At 60.5% G+C, this 18584-nt stretch carries 19 protein-coding genes; 7 read left to right on the forward strand and 12 right to left on the reverse strand.

The features are described from left to right. Window positions 1–37: 37 nt before the first annotated feature. Together praB and HBO05_RS02865 are read right to left on the reverse strand one after the other, a co-directional pair. The gene (praB, locus tag HBO05_RS02860) at window positions 38–547 is read right to left on the reverse strand and encodes an alkane oxidation protein activator PraB (protein WP_169953093.1); all 510 of its coding nucleotides are present in this window, start codon (window positions 545–547) and stop codon (window positions 38–40) included. A 478-nt stretch (window positions 548–1025) separates the two neighbouring features. Then, complete coding sequence (locus HBO05_RS02865; RefSeq protein ID WP_172311585.1) at window positions 1026–3128, reverse strand: EAL domain-containing protein; 2103 nt, start codon at window positions 3126–3128, stop codon at window positions 1026–1028. Between the two features lie 432 nt (window positions 3129–3560). Between HBO05_RS02865 and HBO05_RS02870 the strand changes: the two genes are divergently transcribed. Further along, window positions 3561–3773, forward strand: coding sequence for a hypothetical protein (locus HBO05_RS02870; protein ID WP_346266482.1), 213 nt, complete (start codon window positions 3561–3563; stop codon window positions 3771–3773). A gap of 32 nt (window positions 3774–3805) precedes the next feature. Then, window positions 3806–4144, forward strand: a complete 339-nt coding sequence (locus tag HBO05_RS02875; protein WP_169953087.1) for a DUF6388 family protein — start codon at window positions 3806–3808, stop codon at window positions 4142–4144. Window positions 4145–4181: 37 nt separating this feature from the next. Here HBO05_RS02875 and HBO05_RS02880 read toward each other — a convergent pair whose 3' ends face one another. Both HBO05_RS02880 and HBO05_RS02885 read right to left on the reverse strand, forming a co-directional pair. Continuing rightward, window positions 4182–5003, reverse strand: coding sequence for an aldo/keto reductase (locus HBO05_RS02880; RefSeq protein ID WP_169953085.1), 822 nt, complete (start codon window positions 5001–5003; stop codon window positions 4182–4184). Window positions 5004–5060: 57 nt separating this feature from the next. After that, window positions 5061–6098 carry an AraC family transcriptional regulator gene (locus tag HBO05_RS02885; protein ID WP_172311587.1) on the reverse strand — a complete coding sequence of 346 codons (1038 nt, stop codon included), beginning with the start codon at window positions 6096–6098 and terminating at the stop codon, window positions 5061–5063. A 224-nt stretch (window positions 6099–6322) separates the two neighbouring features. Here HBO05_RS02885 and HBO05_RS02890 point away from each other — a divergent pair, with 224 nt between their 5' ends. Next, window positions 6323–7261 carry a transporter gene (locus tag HBO05_RS02890; RefSeq protein ID WP_172311589.1) on the forward strand — a complete coding sequence of 313 codons (939 nt, stop codon included), beginning with the start codon at window positions 6323–6325 and terminating at the stop codon, window positions 7259–7261. 56 nt (window positions 7262–7317) lie between these two features. Here HBO05_RS02890 and HBO05_RS02895 read toward each other — a convergent pair whose 3' ends face one another. The 5 genes from HBO05_RS02895 to HBO05_RS02915 all read right to left on the reverse strand — a co-directional run bounded on the left by HBO05_RS02895 (window position 7318) and on the right by HBO05_RS02915 (window position 12255). Continuing rightward, entirely contained in the window at window positions 7318–8529 is a 1212-nt protein-coding gene (locus HBO05_RS02895; RefSeq protein ID WP_170057425.1) for a DSD1 family PLP-dependent enzyme, read from the reverse strand. A 68-nt stretch (window positions 8530–8597) separates the two neighbouring features. After that, window positions 8598–9926, reverse strand: a complete 1329-nt coding sequence (locus HBO05_RS02900; protein ID WP_172311861.1) for a D-arabinono-1,4-lactone oxidase — start codon at window positions 9924–9926, stop codon at window positions 8598–8600. 74 nt (window positions 9927–10000) lie between these two features. Beyond that, entirely contained in the window at window positions 10001–10366 is a 366-nt protein-coding gene (locus HBO05_RS02905; protein WP_169953079.1) for a c-type cytochrome, read from the reverse strand. Between the two features lie 154 nt (window positions 10367–10520). Further along, window positions 10521–11273 (reverse strand): outer membrane beta-barrel protein, encoded by a 753-nt coding sequence (locus tag HBO05_RS02910; protein ID WP_169953077.1) that lies wholly within the window; start codon window positions 11271–11273, stop codon window positions 10521–10523. A gap of 148 nt (window positions 11274–11421) precedes the next feature. Further along, complete coding sequence (locus HBO05_RS02915; RefSeq protein ID WP_172311591.1) at window positions 11422–12255, reverse strand: arylamine N-acetyltransferase; 834 nt, start codon at window positions 12253–12255, stop codon at window positions 11422–11424. 160 nt (window positions 12256–12415) lie between these two features. On the opposite strand from HBO05_RS02915, the gene HBO05_RS02920 reads away from it, so the two are divergent. Further along, on the forward strand, window positions 12416–12658 hold the full coding sequence (locus HBO05_RS02920) for a DUF6555 family protein (protein ID WP_169953073.1): 243 nt from the start codon (window positions 12416–12418) through the stop codon (window positions 12656–12658). A 74-nt stretch (window positions 12659–12732) separates the two neighbouring features. Here the strand turns inward: HBO05_RS02920 and HBO05_RS02925 are convergent, their stop codons facing one another. Beyond that, entirely contained in the window at window positions 12733–12939 is a 207-nt protein-coding gene (locus HBO05_RS02925; RefSeq protein ID WP_346266872.1) for a DUF6021 family protein, read from the reverse strand. 150 nt (window positions 12940–13089) lie between these two features. Between HBO05_RS02925 and HBO05_RS02930 the strand changes: the two genes are divergently transcribed. Continuing rightward, window positions 13090–13611, forward strand: a complete 522-nt coding sequence (locus HBO05_RS02930; RefSeq protein ID WP_172311593.1) for a DUF3087 domain-containing protein — start codon at window positions 13090–13092, stop codon at window positions 13609–13611. A 28-nt stretch (window positions 13612–13639) separates the two neighbouring features. Here the strand turns inward: HBO05_RS02930 and HBO05_RS02935 are convergent, their stop codons facing one another. Beyond that, window positions 13640–14503 carry a Dyp-type peroxidase gene (locus HBO05_RS02935; protein WP_169953067.1) on the reverse strand — a complete coding sequence of 288 codons (864 nt, stop codon included), beginning with the start codon at window positions 14501–14503 and terminating at the stop codon, window positions 13640–13642. 140 nt (window positions 14504–14643) lie between these two features. Between HBO05_RS02935 and HBO05_RS02940 the strand changes: the two genes are divergently transcribed. Then, complete coding sequence (locus HBO05_RS02940) at window positions 14644–16269, forward strand: NADP-dependent glyceraldehyde-3-phosphate dehydrogenase (RefSeq protein WP_172311595.1); 1626 nt, start codon at window positions 14644–14646, stop codon at window positions 16267–16269. 139 nt (window positions 16270–16408) lie between these two features. Then, on the forward strand, window positions 16409–17473 hold the full coding sequence (locus tag HBO05_RS02945) for an FUSC family protein (protein ID WP_169953063.1): 1065 nt from the start codon (window positions 16409–16411) through the stop codon (window positions 17471–17473). Between the two features lie 142 nt (window positions 17474–17615). Here the strand turns inward: HBO05_RS02945 and HBO05_RS02950 are convergent, their stop codons facing one another. Next, on the reverse strand, window positions 17616–18371 hold the full coding sequence (locus HBO05_RS02950; protein ID WP_057445041.1) for a TetR/AcrR family transcriptional regulator: 756 nt from the start codon (window positions 18369–18371) through the stop codon (window positions 17616–17618). Between the last annotated feature and the right edge of the window lie 213 nt (window positions 18372–18584).

An 18584-nucleotide genomic window follows, 5' to 3' on the forward strand; every position in this document is an offset into this window, starting at 1 on the left:
ACGGGTGATCAGCCCTTTGCACCAGAGAGTGAGTTGCTCACGGCCCTACGCTGAGCGTCGGCACCCTGACGCTCAAGGATTGGACGGCGCAGTTGCCGGACAGCGGTTGGTTTTTACCGGTCAGGGTGCGGGTCGCCTGGTCCCATTCACCATTCAACGTACCCGCGCCGCAGTTGGATGCCGGGAATGCCACGGTCCAGCCCACGTTTGACACGGTGCCAGTGCCGGTGCCGGTGCTCGCGTTATAGCTGGTGGCGGTCAACACCCAGCCAGGAGACGGAATGTTTTTCAGCTTCGGCAGATTGCACAGGCCACCGCCGGTCAATGTGGCCGACGTCACGGTAGCGACACCACCGCTGACATTGCCGCCGAACACGATGCCGCACGAAATGGGAGCTCCCAGGGAAGATGGCGACGTTACAACAATGGTGCCTGGATCAGTGGTAAACGGGCCTTCCGGGGTGATCGACACAGCGCTGGCCATGGAAGCTGCGCCAAACAGCAGAGCAAAGGAACTTATACAAACGAGGGTCTTCAAGCTTTTCATTATTTTTCCTCACATAAATAGCGAACTAAGTCGCCGGGATAATGGCCATGATCAAGCGCCCACGGTAAACCGCAAGACGCTCTTTCCAGCCAAATTCAAATTCAACTAACGATATACTTACACTTGTTTAAGCAACAACTTCCCGAGTCAAAGCCGCATTGAGTCCGCCGTAATGATTAATCGGCAGATCACTAAAAGCCAAACTTTTCGGAGGTGTAACTTAAAATCCTTGCGCGCCTCAAATGCCATGCCTGCCGCACTAAAAGCCAAGGCATAGACACTGAGCAAGGACACAGCCATTAAGTAAGTTTCAATTTAAAATTCTTTTTCAAAATTCGTATTAAATAATCTACCTGAAAAAACGCCGCACACCAGAGGGCATTTTCCATTTGCGACTAGTCCTACGAATTAGCTGTGCATGCAGTAGGAATACCCATTAAAACGGACACTTCAATACGCGGGTTATATGTAGAAGGACTTATACGCCGGCCTGCGCATTACCATTGGCCGCACATTTGCGCACAAAGTCTTGTACCCCGTCACAGGGCAATGCTTTGCTGAAATACCAGCCCTGGATAATCAGCTCTGCCCCGGCGTGGCCCCTGCCCGACTGCACGAAGGCCAATTGCTCGGCCGTTTCCACCCCTTCAACCACCACCCCCAGGTTCAGCGCTTCGCAAAAGCGCAACATTCCGATCAATACCTGGGCGCCCTTGGGGTCCTGCTGGGCCACGACAAAGCTGCGGTCGATTTTGATGTAGTCCACCGGGAACTGGTGCAGATAACTCAGCGCGGAAAACCCGGTGCCAAAGTCGTCGATATAGACCTTGGCCCCAATGCCCTGCAGTTTTTCGATCATCTGCCGGGTCATCTGAATGTCGCCCACCAGCGCATCCTCGGTAATCTCCACCGACACCTGGCCGTTGGCCTGGGACAGGATTTGCACCAATTGCCGGCCATACGCCGGGGCGGTCAGGGTGGCACTGGAGACATTGATGGTGATTGGCAGCGCAAAGCCGATTTTCTGCCACTTCAGGTATTGGCGTACGGCCTGGGAGGCGACCCACAAGTCCACGTCCGGCATCAACCGGGCCTGGGCCAGCCACTGGAGGAACTCCCAGGGCGAATGCACCTTGCCTTGGCCATCGCGGGCCCGCATCAGTGCTTCGCAGCCAGTGCACAGGCCCGTCAGGGAGGACACCTGGGGTTGGTACTCCAGGTAGAACTCGTAGTCGCTGATCTGCTGGATCCTGCTCAATTCAATGGCCTGGCGTGCCAGCGCCTTGTGCGACGCCAGCACCGGGTCCAGTTCCAGTAGGCGGCCTTTTTCTTCGAGCCCGTGAAAGGTCATGTCAAATGACTTGAGGTAAACCGTACCGCCCTCTTGCGCCTGGCGATGGATCGCGCGCACGTAAGGCGCATAGACGAGCGTGCCCAAGCCCAGCAGCACCAGTTGCAACGCCACCGCAGCCAGGTCGCCCTGGGTGCTCAGGTAGGCATTGAGCAGCACCGGCGCGGTAAATGGCACGCTGGCCACCGCAGGCGAGACCCAGCCGGCCTGCACCACCAGTAACGCCAATACCGTGTTGATCACCGGCACGGCTAAAAAGGGTATGAACAGGCGCGGGTTGAGGATGATCGGCAGGCCGAACAGCAACACTTCGCTGACGTTGAACAGTGACAGCGGCAGGCTGGCCACTGCCAGCAGGCGCATGGACTGGGTCTTGGAAAACAGCAGGATCGCCAGCAACAGGCACAGGGAACCGCCAGCGCCACCAATAAAGGCAAAGCAGCCCAGCAGGCCGCCGTTCAACAGGTACCGGATCGGTTCCCCCGCCGCCAGCGCCGTGCTGTTGAGCACCACGGCCTGGTCCAGTGCGTCAAACAGCGGTTGCATCGCATACACACCATGGATGCCAAAAAACCACAGCAGCGAGTTGATCGCCGTGACAAACATCCCGCTGCCATAAGGCGACTGCAACGCATCAAGCATTACCGGGCCCTGGAACTGCACCACATGGGGTACCTGCAACAGCAACGACAAGATCACCACCAGCAGCAATGCGGTGATTGCCCCTGGCACCACCATGTTGACGGAGCCCTTGAGGTTGTGCCCCACCAGGTCTTCGTTGACCAGGCGGGTCCAGCGCCACCGATGCAGCCAGGCAATCGCCGGGACATTGATCAGTGGCGAAGCAATAGCAATAAACAGAACGAAGGTTGCCGACGCCCGTGGATAATCGCGCAGGACAAAGGTCGCAATGACCACATGCGCCAGGCACAGGAAGGCCACCGGCAACTGTGGCAAGCGGTGCTGGATCGCCAGCATATAGCCGATGGAAGCCGCCACCAGCAGCGGGATCACTGAACTGATCTTGGCGTGCAGGCCCGCCAGGAAGGCCACCAGCGGCGGGGGAAAATCGAGGATACGCGCACATTCAGACAACAGCAGGAACCCTGCCGAAACCAGCAGGCACGGCAAGATCCATAGCAAGCCTTCGCGGATGGCCCGCAACGACTCTGTGCTCGCCAAAGCCGCCAGGCGCCGGGTGAAGAAGAGTTTGAACAGCGTTTGCGCCATGATTATCTCCTTGCCCTGGGGCCATCCCAGCGGGGCCAGCCCCTCGACCAGAGTCTTCAACGATGGCTTAACGCTACACGTGCAGGCCGCGAAAATGAAAGGACTTTGCCGCGTCTGGCGGCGATGCGCCGTCTTGCGGGGCCAGTTGGCGTGCAGACAAGGGTGTAATTTCCTACGCTTTTTGAAACAATAGTGCGCTTACGGGCCTTGCGCCCACGCGTCTGGAACAGGTTTTCGGAACCAACTGCAGCCCGCACAGGTCATCAGCTTCGTGGGTCTGTCGACCCCCAGGCCGGTATCGAACGACTCGAGCCACGGACCACTTTTACACCCAAGGGGTCGCTACGCCGACTGACCCAGGGATCTCAGGGAGATGTATTGAACATGCAACGCAGGATTTCAAATCGCGCACGACCTCTGGTTTTCACTGTAGTGCTCTGGTTGTGTGGGGTCGCCGTACTGTTTTTGATCAAGGCCGCGGTCGAAGCCGTCGAAGGGCCTATCAGCAAAACCTGGGTCGACTTGACCCTGGTGCTCGCTGCGTACCTGTTTTTCTTTATGCTCGATCCGCTGCAACAGTGGACGGCCAATCGCCTGCGTAAACGCGCCCGCCGCAAGAGCCGCTACGAACAAGCCTCGTCCTGAGGTCGGGCAACCTGTACTGCTGGAGTAACCCCTTGTCTGAACCTGGCGAAAACCTTCGGCTTGCCCTGGATATTTTCCTGGAGCAGCGCCCCGAGCTGCGCGCCGAACTGGACACGCTGAACCCCTTGGCCGCCCAGGCCAAGCGCGAAACCATGGCCCAATACCGTGCCGAACGCCTGCACGAAGCCTTTGAGGCCGAGGCCGAGGCGCAGAACCTGTTCGCCTGGGAGCTGACGCTGCAGCTGATCAGCCAGTCGCCGCAGGAATTCGAGACCAAGCGCCTGGAAGTGCATAAGGAAGTGGCCCAGATGGCAGGCCTGGAGTGGGCTGAGTACTGTCAGTTACATGGCCTGGCTGACCGTAGCGGGTAACCTTTGCGGGCAGCGAAAACGGCATCGCGTCGCGACATCACACCATTGCCAGCGGATGCTTGCGTATCGGCGCACCGAATACCCGGTCGATGGCGTCCAGGTCATGCTCGTCGAGCACCAGCCTGGCCGCCGCCGCGTTGAGGCGCACGTGCTCGGGGGTCACGGCCTTGGGGATGGCGATAACGCCGTCCTGGCGCAATACCCACGCCAGGGCAACCTGGGCCGGTGTCACCCCATGGCGACGGGCAATCTGCTTGAGGGTGGGGCTGGCCAGCAGCTGGCCACCCTGGGCGATTGGGCAGTACGCCATCAACGGCAGGTTGTGTTGTTGCCACCAGGGCAACAGGTCGAACTCGATGCCGCGTTGTTCGATGTTGTAGAGCACCTGATTGGTGGCGCAGGCAGGTGATGCCAACTCTTGAAGGTCCGAGACGTCGAAGTTGGACACACCCCAGCGCCCGATTTTGCCGGCGTCACGCAGCCGTTCAAAGGCTTCAACCGTTTCTGCAAGGGGGTATTGCCCGCGCCAGTGCAGGAGGTACAAGTCGATGTGGTCGGTACCCAGGCGCTTGAGGCTGGCTTCGCAGGCGCGGGGAATCCCGGCTTTGCTGGCGTTGTGGGGGTAGACTTTGCTGACCAGGAACACCTGCTCGCGGCGCCCCTGGATCGCCTGCCCGACCACTTCTTCAGCACCGCCCTCGCCGTACATCTCGGCGGTGTCGATCAGGGTCATGCCTTCGTCGATGCCCAGTTGCAGCGCAGCGACTTGTGCCGTTCGCTGTCCAGGGTCTTCACCCATACGCCAAGTGCCTTGGCCGATGACCGGAACCGGGGTACCCGCCAGATCGATGGTGCGCATGCCAACCTCCAGATAAGTGTGCGTTGCCCTAATGTGGCACTGAGCGGGCTGCGGGGTTCAATGCAAATCCGTGGGCATGCCCCGAAACGCACTGGGGCTGAGCCCCGTCCAGCGCTTGAACGCTCGGCGAAAACTGCGTACGTCACTGTAGCCGACCTCTTGGGTAATACGCTCGATGGACAACCCAGGGTTGCCCAGCAGCCCCATGGTGCGGGAGCGACGTACCTGTTCGAGCAAGGCTTCGAACGTCAGCCCATGGTCGGTCAGGCGCCGGCGCAGGGTGCGCCCGCTCATGTTCAGGTCACGGGCAACTTTTTCTAGCTGGCTGCCCTGCAAGTCGCGGGAAATGGCGCGCTCCACCGCCTGGATCAGGTCCATTTTGCGGTGCAGTTCGGCACTTTCCAGTTCCAGCAGGCCAAGGGCCTGACGCAATGCCAGGGCATGGTGGTTGGGCAACGGCACATCAAGCCACCGGGTCTCCAGGACCATGCGGTTATGCAGGCAGCCAAAGCGCACATCGTCACCGAACAAACGCTGGTACTCGCCGGCATACACCGGCGGCGCATGCATGAATTCCATGCGCAATGGCTTGAACTCGCTGCCCACCAGGGTGCGACCGTAGATCATGAGGCTGGCGAAGAACTCCTCGGCGGCAAACACCTGGACCTCGGCATAAGGCAACAGGCATTCGACATCCACCATGACCTCCTGCGTGCCTTCATGGGTGCGTGAGGTGGCGATACCGCCGGAGGTGTGCTGGTGGCGCTCGCCCACGGCAAAGGCATCGCGCAAGGTCTTGCACAACGAGATGACATGCCCCAGCAGGCCCAGGGTGCCCAGCACGTTCTGATTGCCGACACACAGGCCCAGGCCCTGCCCGGGCAGGATCTTGAGGGCACGCTGGATCATCGCCACCGCCTGGCGATAGGAAATGCGTAGCGCCGGGTCTTCCAGGTCGGCCAGGGTAAACCCCAGGCCACGGCACAGATGCTCGGCATTGGCGCCCTTCTGCGCCACGACCTGCCCCAGGGTCTGCAGGAGAAAAGGCGACACCAGCGCCAATTCGTAGTGTGGATCAACGGTTTTGCTGTGCATGGATCTGCGATTCCCGACTCTATGCCCGGTTATTGTTTTAGAAACATCCTGACAATCATAGGTGCTTGCAAGGCTCGCCGCACTCTGAATGAACGGTGTCCGGCAAAGCCCCCTTATGTGGCCGCCAATACCTGCCCACTGGGGCGCCAAGGGCTTATTTCTATGGGCGCGGCTGCGATGAGGGCCGCCGGTGCATTCATCCAACAATAATAATGAGCCCAGCCATGAACCCAACCCGCGCGCTTGCCCCCCTGCCCCTTGCCCTGGCCCTTATCAGCCTGCCGACCCTGGCCACGGAGGGCGGCGTGGACAATATCGGTCCCGGTACCGATGGCTTTTACATCCTGCCCCTGGATGTCGATCACCTGCCGGACCACATGTTCGCCTTCAACCTTTACTACAACCACTATGAAGCGACGAAACTGGACATCAGCTCCCTGGGGGGCAAAGTAGCGCAGGTAAAGATCCGCTCGGACGCGATCATCCCGCGCCTGGACTACCTGAGCCCGCTGCGGGTGTTTGGCGGGCGGCTGGGCGGCTACATTGCCCAGCCATACCTCAAGCAACAAGTGGCGCTGTTCGGCATGTCGGACCAACGCGAAAGCATGGGCGACACCACCATCGCGCCGATCATCCTGTGGGACCTGGGCAAAAACCTGACCCTGGGCACCGCCGTGGAAATCACTGTGCCTACCGGTGAATACGATGCCTCGCGCCTGGCCAACACCAGCAACAACTTCTACACCTACAAGCCGCTGGTGTCGGTGACATGGCTACCCAACGAGCGCACTGAACTGTCGATCAAGACCACCTACAGCTTCAACCAGGAAAACCACGACACCGACTACCGCTCCGGGCAGATTTTCCACTTCGACTACTCGGCCAGCTACAAAGTGAGCGACAACGTCAGCCTGGGCATCAATGGCTACTATCTCAAGCAGACGACTGACGATAAGCAGTACGGGCGCACTGTCACCACTATCTACGGCGAAGACGTCGACGATGGGGTGCGGGGCCAGGTGTTTGCGGTGGGGCCGGCGGTGTACTTCACCTTTCTCAAGTACGCCAGTGCGGAGATCCGCTGGGCCAAGGAATTTGATGTAGAGAACCGGCCGCAAGGCGACATGTTGTGGGCCAAGCTAACGATCCCGTTTGCGTTGTAGCCGCCCTGCAACAAGGCCTTTGCCACAGGCCGGTTCCTACACAGGCATGCGCAGTTTCAACCCGTGTAGACCGGCCAGCTGTCGACAATTTTGCCGCCGCGCACCGCCAGCAGATCGCCAAACTGCAACAGCACCGACTCAGTCTGAGTCGGGCGCAAGAACACCTGATCGTCGATGTTCAAGCCAACCCCCGGCGAACCATTGACCATCTCCTGATTGGAGCTGCGGCCATACAAGCCATTACTTTGCAGCCCCAGGGGCGACTCGAACTCAGCCATCCAGTTACCGCCATAGATAAAGAACGTCGCGCGCTGGTTGCGATCCCACCAAGACAGTAACCGGGACTTGTCGTCCAGCGCCGGGATGTTGACCGCGCCGGTGCTCTTGAGCACCGGCGTGGCGATGTAGGCCGCCGGGACGTGCTCGCTGAGGGAGGGCAAATCATAATGCGTGGGTTTGAGCATGGCGGTGCCCACAGAGACTTCGCTGCTCAACTGCTCCTGCTCATGCATCCCATAGCTGGGGCTGCCAGCGGTATTGAGCGTCAGGCCATCACGCCACAACGCGGCAAACTGCTGGCGGGTAAAGTCGACAAAACCGTGGTAACGCTGCATGACCTTGTCGAACAACGCCTGGGGCGAGCCCAGGATGCCCGGCACGCCCATGCCGACAAACGGGTCATAGCCCATGAACCCTGCAAACTCCAGATGCTGGGGATGCGCACTGATCAGTCCGAGCATCTGCCCCAACACTGCGTTATCGCTGATACCGCCGCGATGCAGGCCCACATCCAGCTCGATATTGATCCGCAGCCGTGTGCCCAGGCCCTGGGCCAGCGCCAGGTATTGCTGCAGGCGCTGTGGCGTATCCAGCAGCCACTGCAATTGCCGGGCGGGGTCGAAAGGCCCCTGGTGCCCTTGATAAAACAGCTCGGCAGAACGCACCGGCAACGGCTTGCCCAGCAGGATATCGGCGTCGGGGAACACCTGGGCATCATGGTTCAGAAAGGGTTGGTGAAACGACATCAGGCGCTGTGTGCCGGCGCGCTGGGCAATGTAGGCCAACAGCCCCGGCGCAGGCAGGGATTTTTCCACCAGCCGCAGGTGCTTGCCGCCGCGCCGCACTGATTGCATCACGATGTCGATGTTGTGATCCAGACGATCCAGGTCAATCAGCAACACCGGACGCATCGGCCCATGGGCCTTGAGCTGGTGGTTCAACTGGCGAAAATACGCGCTGTACGGCGCGCCCCGATCAGCCGGACGCAGCAGCGCCGCGCCCGCCACCAGCAAGGCTCCGGCGCCGAGGGTGCCGGCCATGAAGTTTCTGCGGTTCATCAGGCAACTCCCAGGATGGATGACAGGTGCGCGTTGAGGAACTTGCCGCCGGGATCGAGGGCCTGGCGCACCCGCGCGAACTCATTCCAGCGCGGATACAGGCCCTGCAAGGTGCGGGCATTGAGGCTATGCAATTTGCCCCAGTGCGGCCGGCCGGCGTATTTCCAGAAGATCGGCTCGACCGCGGCAAAGAAGTTGTGATGGTCCATGGTGTAGTGCTGGTGCACCGAGATCGAACAACTGTCGCGGCCTTCAAACATGCTCAGGGGAATATCGTCGGCCTTGACGTAGCGGTACTCGATGGGAAACCAGGTACGCAGGTCCTTGTCGCGGATCAACTTGAGGATTTCCCGCAGGCAGGCCGGGCCATGTTCGGCGGGCACCGAATACTCCATCTCGTTGAAACGCACATTGCGCACGTTGGCGTAGACCTCGAACGATTCGGCCACCCGGTCCTGGAAGCTGGCGAAATATCGCAGGCTGTTGAGCAGTGTGCGGCGGGTTGCGGGGAAGTCGCTGGCATATTTGTCGAGGTTTTCGATAATCGACACGAACTCATTGCCGCCCGCCTCTGCCGGGTCGATTGGCGGGGTCGGGGCTTCGCTGGTTTCGTTGAGGGCGATGGACAACGCGTAGTCGGAATGGGTCACCACCAGCATCTCCCAGTGCTGGTTCTCCCGGGTGTTGTTTGCCACGTCCTCCAACAGCTCCTCGGTGCGGGCGATCCATTGGCGCTCCCGCAGGCGGTAAGGCGTGCGGTTTTGCATGCGCACGCGGGTGGCCACGCCAAGCGCGCCCAGGGACACTCGGGCGACGTTGAACACCTCGTGCTCACGCCCAGCGTCGCACTCCAGCACCTCGCCCTGGGCCGTCACCAGTTGCAGGCCGCTGACACCGGCGGAATACGAGGTAAAACCGACCCCGGTGCCATGGGTCGAGGTGGAAATGGCGCCGGCCAGGGTCTGGTAGTCGATATCCGCCATGTTCGGCAGCGCCTGGCCGACCGCCTTGAGCGCAGGCCCCATACGGGACATGGGCGTACCGGCGGCAAAGGTGGCTTGCAGGCTGCCGGCGTCGTGATCGAGCAAACCATTGAAAAAACTCAGCGACAGTAACGTGCCATCTGTCGGTACCAAGGCGCTGAATGAATGGCCCGAACCCACCGGGCGGACCTTGCCCGGGGCGTGGCGGATGACCTGCACCAACTCATCCAGGTCCTTGGGCGCCAGGCGCTCCAGGGGCAGGCAGGCTTGTGCACCCGACCAGTTGCGCCACGGGATCAAGCGCGGCGCCCGGGCCAACTGGGCCAGCGCCGGGTTGCTGCTGATTGCCAGGAACGCGCCGACTGCGGCCGAGCGCTGCAACAGTTGCCTGCGTGAAAGCACCATCACCTACCCCATTATTATTGAATGTGAACACCGGCCATGAAGCTGATCAGCCCCAGGAACTGCTCCTCGGAACACTGCATGCACAGGCCCATCGGCGGCATGCCGTGGTAGCCGTTGAGGGTATGGTCCAGCAGCGTGTCTGCGCCCTGGGCAACACGTGGGGCCCAGGCCTGGCTGTCGCCGGTCAGTGGCGCGCCGGATGCAGGGTTGGCGTGACAGAGTTTGCAACTGGTGTCGTAGAGCCGGGCCAGCGCCAGGTCGGTGGGCACGGCGTTGCTCGCCGTGGCGGGCGGGGGATGTTGCGGTTTGTCGTTACAGGCTGACAGCAGGCCCAGCAAGGCCAGCAGCAACCCCATGCGACGGGGGGTTGTAGACCACATAGCCACCCTCTCTTGTTGTGTGAACAGCAGGGTTCACACTAAGTCAGTGGCGGCGCGGTGTTGAGGGTATTGGGGGACACAAAGGGGGGCTTGGGCGGACAGGGTCGGGCGACCGGCGCTCCATCACAGACCGCCGGCGCCCGCGACAACTGGCTTAGAACGCCAGGCCGACCTTGAAGCCGTACTCATCGCGCTTGAGCTTGGTGTTATCGGCTACTTCGGAATCCTCATCGAGCTTGTACTCGGTGCGGGTGTAATACAGGCCTGCCATCACTGGCAGGTCGCCGTTCTGGTTCATCAGCAGGCTGACTTCGGCGTAGGGATTGGTGCGGTCCTTGAGGTCCACGGTGTCGCTGCCGATGCCGTCGACCTTGAGCTTGGCGCGGCCGTCGAGGGTGTGGCGCGCACCCAGTTCGACGCGCATGGTCATGCTGTCGAACTGATGGTTGTAACCCACCGCCGCCTTGGCAAACGGCGACTTGCTGGTGAGTTTCATGTCGTAGTCGCCAGAGTCCGGCTCATAACGGGTCCAGCTGTAGCCACCACCGACCAGCACATCGACGAAGTTGCGCGCATCCAGGGCGGCGCGCCAGCCCAGATCGAGATCGGCCTGGCCGTCTTTGAGCTTGTTGTCACTTTTCTTGCCGAACTTGGCGTCTACACCGGCCTGGTAGATGAAGCCGGATTCGGCAGTCAGCTTGTTGCCGAAGTTATAGAACACCCCGGCTTGCGGCATATGGTCCTTTTCGCTTTCGCTACCGCCTTCGAGCTTGAAGTCGTTGTAGCTGCCCAGGATACCGAAGGTGGAAATCGGGTCGGTGGACGGTGCAGCAAAAACCACGGCCGGCGCGGCAACCAGGGCCAGGACTGAAGAATTCTTGAGGATTTTTCCGAATAGTCTGGACATCGTTTTACATCTCCTTTTGAGGTGGGCAAATTATTCAGGAATCGGTTCGAACCCCCTGTTTTGCAAAAGGTTCGATTTAATTTGCCTTGGATTCGGAGGTAAAACGCTTCAGCGAAGGCTCTAGATCAAGCCTCTATACAAATCCGCATCAAGTCTGGGCCAATATTTGCGCCAGTCGCAGGCGTAGTTGCGGGTGTTCGGGTACGCGCAAACCAAACGCCTGCTGTAGCAGCGCCAACAGTTCGTCGACATCGCTGATCGTGCGTTTGTCGCTGTCGTGGCCCAGGTGATGAACCGCGTAGTTGCCATTGTTCAAGGTGCGGCGCAGCCCCGGTGCGATCAACGCCACTTTCAACTGCCTGCGAAATGGCGAGTCGGGGTGAGTGGAGACATACCAGTTGCCCACTTCATAGTCGTAGTGCGACTGCGACTGCAGGTCGAACACGTACAGCCCACGCCACTCCTCGCCTACCTGGGCCCACAGGGTGTAGCTGCCGGCATTCAAGGTCAGGCGATAGGGCTCATGGGCGGTGGCCTGTGGCGCCAGGTTGTCCAGTTGCAAGGGGCTGCTTGGCACCATGCCACCAAACCCGACATCGCTGATGTAGCGCACACCCTCAAGGGTCACCAGGCTCAGGCGATGGGTGCGCGCGGTATGCGCATCAGGCGGCCCGCCGATCACCACCCGACCGGTGATTCCTCGCGCCTCGAAGCCCAGCTCTTGCAACAAGGCCAGGAACATCTGGTTCAGTTCATAGCAATAACCCCCCCGCCCGTCGAACAGGACTTTTTGCTCGATGCTGGCCAGGTCAAGGGGCACCGGCAGGTGTGACAGGACCGAGAGGTTCTCGAAGGCGAAGGTACTGACATGGCGCAATTGCAACTGCGCCAGGGTCGCCAATGTGGGCGCGGGCGGGGTGTCATACCCCAGGCGTTGCAGGTACAGGCGGCTGTGGGTCAGGCTCGGTGAATCCTGGGACATGGCGCGATCCTTGGGCGCGGGGCGAAGGTTCCACTAATACCCGTAACCGTTGCTGCTGCCAATACTGATCTGTGGCAATGGGTCGTAGGGATGTGGCACAAACTTTCTGAACCTTTCTGAACCTAATTGCATCAACTCCATATCAAAACAGGGAGGCAATATGGGCACGGCAACGATCTACACCATCCACTACAGGCTGCACGGCGAACCCAAGTCCTTTGTGGTGCGGGCGGAGGTGATGAACAACGCCGAGGCATGGCATTGGGCCAGCTGTGATGCGGGAGTGGCCCATGTCGGGCGTATTGGCCGTCCTGGCCATGAGCGCACCAAGAAGACTACCCGGCCATGGGCGGAGAAATACGGCATCACCGAGGTTACCTGGCTCGCGCCCAAGCATTTGTAGGGGATGGTTTGTCGGCGATGGGCAATAGCCAAAGGGCCTCATCGCCGGCAAGCCGGCGCCTACAGTTGTGGGAGCTATTTGGGTTTCAGGTTGCCCAGGGGGTCATAAGCCGGCTGCTTGCCGGCTTTGTGCTGCTTGTCCAGCGGGGCAATGGCCGGGCCGACGGGGTCAACCTGCGGGTCGGCCACGTCCGGGGAGTCTGGATCAAAACCCAGGTCGTGCTGGTCACTGGCGTGTTCCGAGGAATGCGGGCCAGCGGGCTTTTTCGATTGTTCAGTCACAGCCATCTCCTTCGCTTTGCTCACGATGCACACATTTCTTAGAGAAAACCCCGACCGCCATCGTTCAACTTTCTCACGCCCGCCGACAAACCGTGAGAAGATGCCGCGCCGCGCAATACCCCTACTTAGCTCATGGAGACTGCACCCCGCATGTTTGAGATCAAACCTGTCGATCCGCAAACCTATCGCCAGCAGACCCGCCGCAGCACGTTGATCGTCGCGGTGATCTTCATCGCCCTGGCCATGCTGTTGTCGAGCCTGGCGGTGATGTTGTTTGGCGAGCCTGGCGGCGACAACTTTCGCTTCAATGCCGGCGGTGTGGTGGCGGGTGTGGTGCTGACCATCGCCCTGGTACGTGGCCCGCTCTGGTCACAGGCTTGGCTCGCGCCGGCGATCTATGGCTGGCAGCTCAAGCGCAGCCTGATGCGGGTGACCAATGTGATGCACAAGGTGACCGAGCGGGTACAGGCCAACGATCCGACGGCGATGAAGCTGCTGCGGTTCTATCACCTGGGGCTGACGCAAATGCACGAGCTGGACGCCAATACCAGCGCCCAGGCACAACTGGTCGCCGAGGTCGAGAAACATAAGGCGCAGATGAAGGCGCTGGGGATCAAGGCCGAGCAAACACGCCTGGATCCAGCGTGGTTGAAGGCCTTGAAAGACAACTGATCGCTAGCCGCTCTCGGCGGCAAGCGGGTCAGGCGCAGATCGCGCTAAGGTCCAGGTGACCGTCCTTGAGTGGCGGGCACCAGTAGTAACCACCGGTCAACGGCGTGCTGATGCGGTACAGGCCGTCGACAATCCCGTCTTCCAGGCCGCTCATGCGGCGCAACTGGGCTTCAAAGGCATCGAAGGAATGGCCGAATGCGAGGAACATCAACCCCGCCTGGCCGTTTTCGGCCCAGGGCATGGAGCGGCGCACCACAAAGGCCTCGGGGGTAAAGCTCTCCTGGGCGGTGCGCTTGACGTGGGCCGACTCGGGGGCGTCGTCCAGCTCTTCGTTATCGCCATGGCGACGCCCGATGATGTGGTCACGCTCCTCGGCCGGTAAGGCGGCGAACCCGTCCAGGTCATGTTGCCACTGCTGGATCGCGGCAAAGCTGGCGCCGCTGCCGGCGACGGCGGCTTCGATTGCCGCGTCGTCGTGGGGGTTTTCGGTGCCGTCTTCGTAGTCGGTCAGGTCAAAACCGGTCTTGTAGCGGAAACCTTCAGTCATCTGCACCAGGCGAAACGCCGGCGCCAGGGCCTTTTCAAAGGCCCGGCTGCGCAACAGCAATTCACCACGGTCTTCACCATGCAGCCAGCACCACAGCGCCTGCTGGGTGGACGGGTTGTTGGCACCGGGCGCCGAAACGTGTGGGAAGCTGCGCAGCCCTTCGATGCGGGCGCCGAGTGCATTGACCAGCGGCTCACCCAACCCCACCACCACTGCCGAGTCGGCCAACTGTACCAGCGCGTCGAGCGCAGCCGGCACCGCGTCGATGGACTCGATGGCAAAAAACAGATGGCGTGCCTGCAACGGCACCGGTGCGGCAAGAATGCCCGGCTGGTACTGACTCATATGAACTCCTTCAAGAAAGCCGCGTAGTTTACCCGGCACAGCCCCACTGTGCGTAGGGAAATACGTGTAAGCCTTGCAACAGAGCCCTCGGATGGAGGAATCTCTGACTCAAGCTGTGCAACCACTCCAGGGGTAGCGACATGACCACCAATCACCTGCTTGCCAATCTGTTTCCCACCGCCAATGACATTCCCGAGCAATTTCGCCTCGCCGCCCCCATCGAACAGCGCGACTACCTGGTCGACGGCCAGTTGCGCATCTGGAACGGTCCCTTGGCCCAGGTGCGCAGCCCGGTCCAGTTGGCAGGCGCTGAAGGCGACACGCCAGTGATTATCGGCAGCACGCCCTTGCTGGACGCCGAAACCGCCCTGCTCGCCCTCGACGCAGCAGTGCGGGCCTATGATCGTGGCCAGGGTCAATGGCCTACGATGCGGGTGGTCGAGCGTATCCAGCATGTCGAGGCGTTTTTGCGGCGCATGCGCGAACAGCGCGATGCCGTAGTGAAACTACTGATGTGGGAAATCGGCAAGAACCTCAAGGATTCACAGAAAGAGTTCGACCGCACCTGTGACTACATCACCGACACCATCAACGCCCTCAAGGAGCTGGACCGCCGCTCCAGCCGCTTCGAGCTGGAACAGGACACCCTGGGGCAGATCCGCCGCGTGCCCATGGGCGTGGCGCTGTGCATGGGCCCTTACAACTACCCGCTCAATGAAACCTTCACCACGCTGATCCCGGCACTGATCATGGGCAACACCGTGGTGTTCAAGCCGGCCAAGCTCGGCGTGCTGTTGATCCGCCCGTTACTGGAAGCGTTCCGCGACAGCTTCCCGGCCGGGGTCATCAATGTGATCTATGGCAGCGGGCGGGAAACCGTCAGTGCGCTGATGGCCAGCGGCAAGGTGGATATCTTTGCGTTTATCGGCACCAACAAGGCGGCCAGTGATTTGAAGAAGCTGCACCCGCGCCCCCATCGCCTGCGTGCAGCCCTGGGGTTGGATGCGAAAAACCCCGGCATCGTGCTGCCAGAGGTCGACCTGGATAACGCGGTCAACGAAGCGCTCACCGGTTCGCTGTCTTTCAACGGCCAGCGCTGCACCGCATTGAAAATCCTGTTTGTGCATGAGTCAGTGGTCGAGCGCTTCATCGAGAAATTCAACCAGAAACTCGCCACCCTCAAGCCGGGCATGCCATGGGAGGACGGCGTCTCACTGACGCCGCTGCCGGAAGTGGGCAAGGTGGATTACCTCAACGGCCTGGTGGCCGATGCCGTGCAACACGGGGCCAGGGTGGTGAACGCCAACGGCGGTGCCAGCCGTGGCTCGTTCTTCTACCCGGCGGTGCTGTACCCGGTGAACCCGCAGATGCGCGTGTATCACGAGGAGCAGTTCGGCCCGGTGGTACCGATCGTGCCCTACCGCGACCTGAACACGGTGATCGACTACGTCCTGGAATCGGATTTCGGCCAACAGCTGAGTATCTTCGGCACCGACCCGGCACACGTCGGGCGCCTGGTGGACACCTTCGCCAACCAGGTGGGCCGGATCAATATCAACGCCCAATGCCAGCGCGGCCCCGACACGTTCCCGTTCAATGGCCGCAAGAACTCGGCCGAGGGCACGCTGTCGGTGCATGACGCCCTGCGGGTGTTCTCGATTCGCACCCTGGTGGCAACCAAGTTCCAGGACAACAACAAAGCACTGATCAGCGATATCATTCGCGACCGGGCGTCGAGTTTCTTGACCACCGACTATATTTTCTAAACTGCTCCCATGTCGGAGCGGGCTTGCCCGCGATGCAGGCGCCTCGGTGTATCAGTTGCTCCGGGGTGATGCTATCGCAGGCAAGCCAGCTCCCACATTGGACCGCATAACATCTAAAGATGAGGCCTGCTTAAGCCCGATGAATCTGCCGCCCTTCGCCCGCCGCCTGTTGCGGCCCCTGCTCGACCCATATCGCCGCTATCGCCATGCCAAACTGATCCACGCCGTACGGGTTTCCATCGGCCTGCTTGCGACCATCCTGCTGACCACCGGCATCAACCTGCCCCATGGTGAATGGGCCTCGGTGACCATGCTGGTGGTGATTGGCGGCTTGCAGCACCACGGCAATATCGGCAAGAAAGCCGTGGAACGGGCCTACGGCACGCTGATCGGTGCCAGTGTGGGCCTGTTGCTGGTAGCGCAACAGGCGTACTTCGGCCAGCCATTGTTGACGTACCTGTTGATGTCGGTGGTGTGTGGCTTCTTTTCCTATCACGCCATCGGCAAGGGTGGGTACACCGCGTTGCTATCGGGGATCACGGTATTTATCGTCGCCGGCCACGGGGATAACCCGCTGTCCGATGGCCTGTGGCGTACGGTCGACATTTTGATCGGCATTGCCCTGGCCCTGGCGTTTTCCTTCGCCCTGCCGCTGTATGCGGTGTATTCCTGGCGCTACAACCTGGCCAGCGCCCTGCGCGATTGCGCCGCGATCTACAGCCGGATCATCAGTGGCCAATCGGTTACCGATGATGAGCATCTCAAGCTGCTCAATCGTTTGAATGCGGCAATGTTGCAACTGCGTTCGCTGATGCCCTCGGTGTCCAAGGAGGTGCGGATTTCCATGACCGAGCTGGATGCGATCCAACGCCACCTGCGGATGTGCATCAGCACCCTGGAAATCCTTGGCAATACGCGCCCCGATCCACGGGATGAACAGGCGATGGCGCGCTTGCAGCTGGCACTCAAGGCCGAGCATCGGCAGATTCGCGTGCAGTTGATCGGGATGGCGCGGGCCCTGCAATCGGGAGCCACGCAACGCTTGGAACGAACCAACCTTGCTGCGCCTGATCCTCAAGCCCCCCTGGAGGCTCCAGTGCACAGCGCGTTGGATGGCTATCGGCTATTGACCGCGCAACTGGCGGCAAATGTCGACGCGATGCACGCCCGGTTGGCGAAAAGCGCCAAGGCGTGGAAGATCTGAAAAAACGTTGTGAATTAATATTGGATCCACATTTTTTTCACGTTTTATTCACATCCGCAGACGTACTGTGAAGCCTCATCCGTTACAAACGTTGCATATCAAGCCCGCCGCCCCAGCGGGCTTTTTTTTGCGCGCCATTTGATCAGCGCGCGACTTTGCCCGTTGCCGGCAGCGCGGACTGGCCACGAATCGCCCGCTGGGTATCAAGCACCCGCGCCAGCGCCGTTTCGGCTTCCGGGCTTTGCTGCGGTACACGAATGGCCGCCGAGACCAGCGTGATCAGCTTGGCCATCACCTCCGCATCCGTAGCCGGGCGCCCCAGGCTCATGGAGTTCATCAGCAGGCGCAGTTCGGTGCCGGCCATCACCCCGGAAATCGCCTTCAAGGCAAATTGCAGGCGCACCCCCAGTTCATTGCGCGGCAGGTCGGGCAGCGCCAGGGCGAAGGCTTCAAAGAAGCGCTGGAACACCGGCTGGTAGTGGACCTTGAGGTATTCCTGGATAAACGGCGATGTATCGCTATAGACCCGGCCAAGGAAGCGGATGAAAGAGCGCCCTTCGCCGCTGGCCGGATCACTGCGCTCCAGGCCCATGGCCGGGGCGAACAGCACGCCGAGCAAGGTATCGCAATCGAGCGGGCCGTCAGACTCTGCCTCGCAGCGGGCAAGCAATTCCAGGCGCTGCTCGTTGAGCGGCTCCAGGCGTTGCATGAGTAATGTTTTCATCAGGGAGTCCTTGTCCCCGAAATGATAATTTACCGCGGCGAGGTTGACCTGAGCCTTCTCAGTGATTTGCCGCAATAACACGGCGTCGTAGCCGTATTTGATGAAGAGAGCCTCTGTCGCATCCAGCAGTCGAGTCTTGGTTACATTTGGAGCGCTGAGTTTCTTCGCGACCATATAAGTTCCACGGGGGAAATATGTTTTAAAAAAAAATTTGATTTTTTATACCGGGGCGGGTGCTCGAAAGCAAGTAGTGACACTGCACCATACTATCCAAACGCACTGATGGTTACCCTCGCAACGGTTTGCCAAGGGTTGGCCCGGGCGTTTTCAAGCCACCGGTATCGGCTCTAGCAGCAGAAAAACCGCTCTATCTCTGTGGCTGGCGAA

Source organism: Pseudomonas sp. WS 5079, assembly GCF_012985465.1.
Classification (GTDB): domain Bacteria; phylum Pseudomonadota; class Gammaproteobacteria; order Pseudomonadales; family Pseudomonadaceae; genus Aquipseudomonas.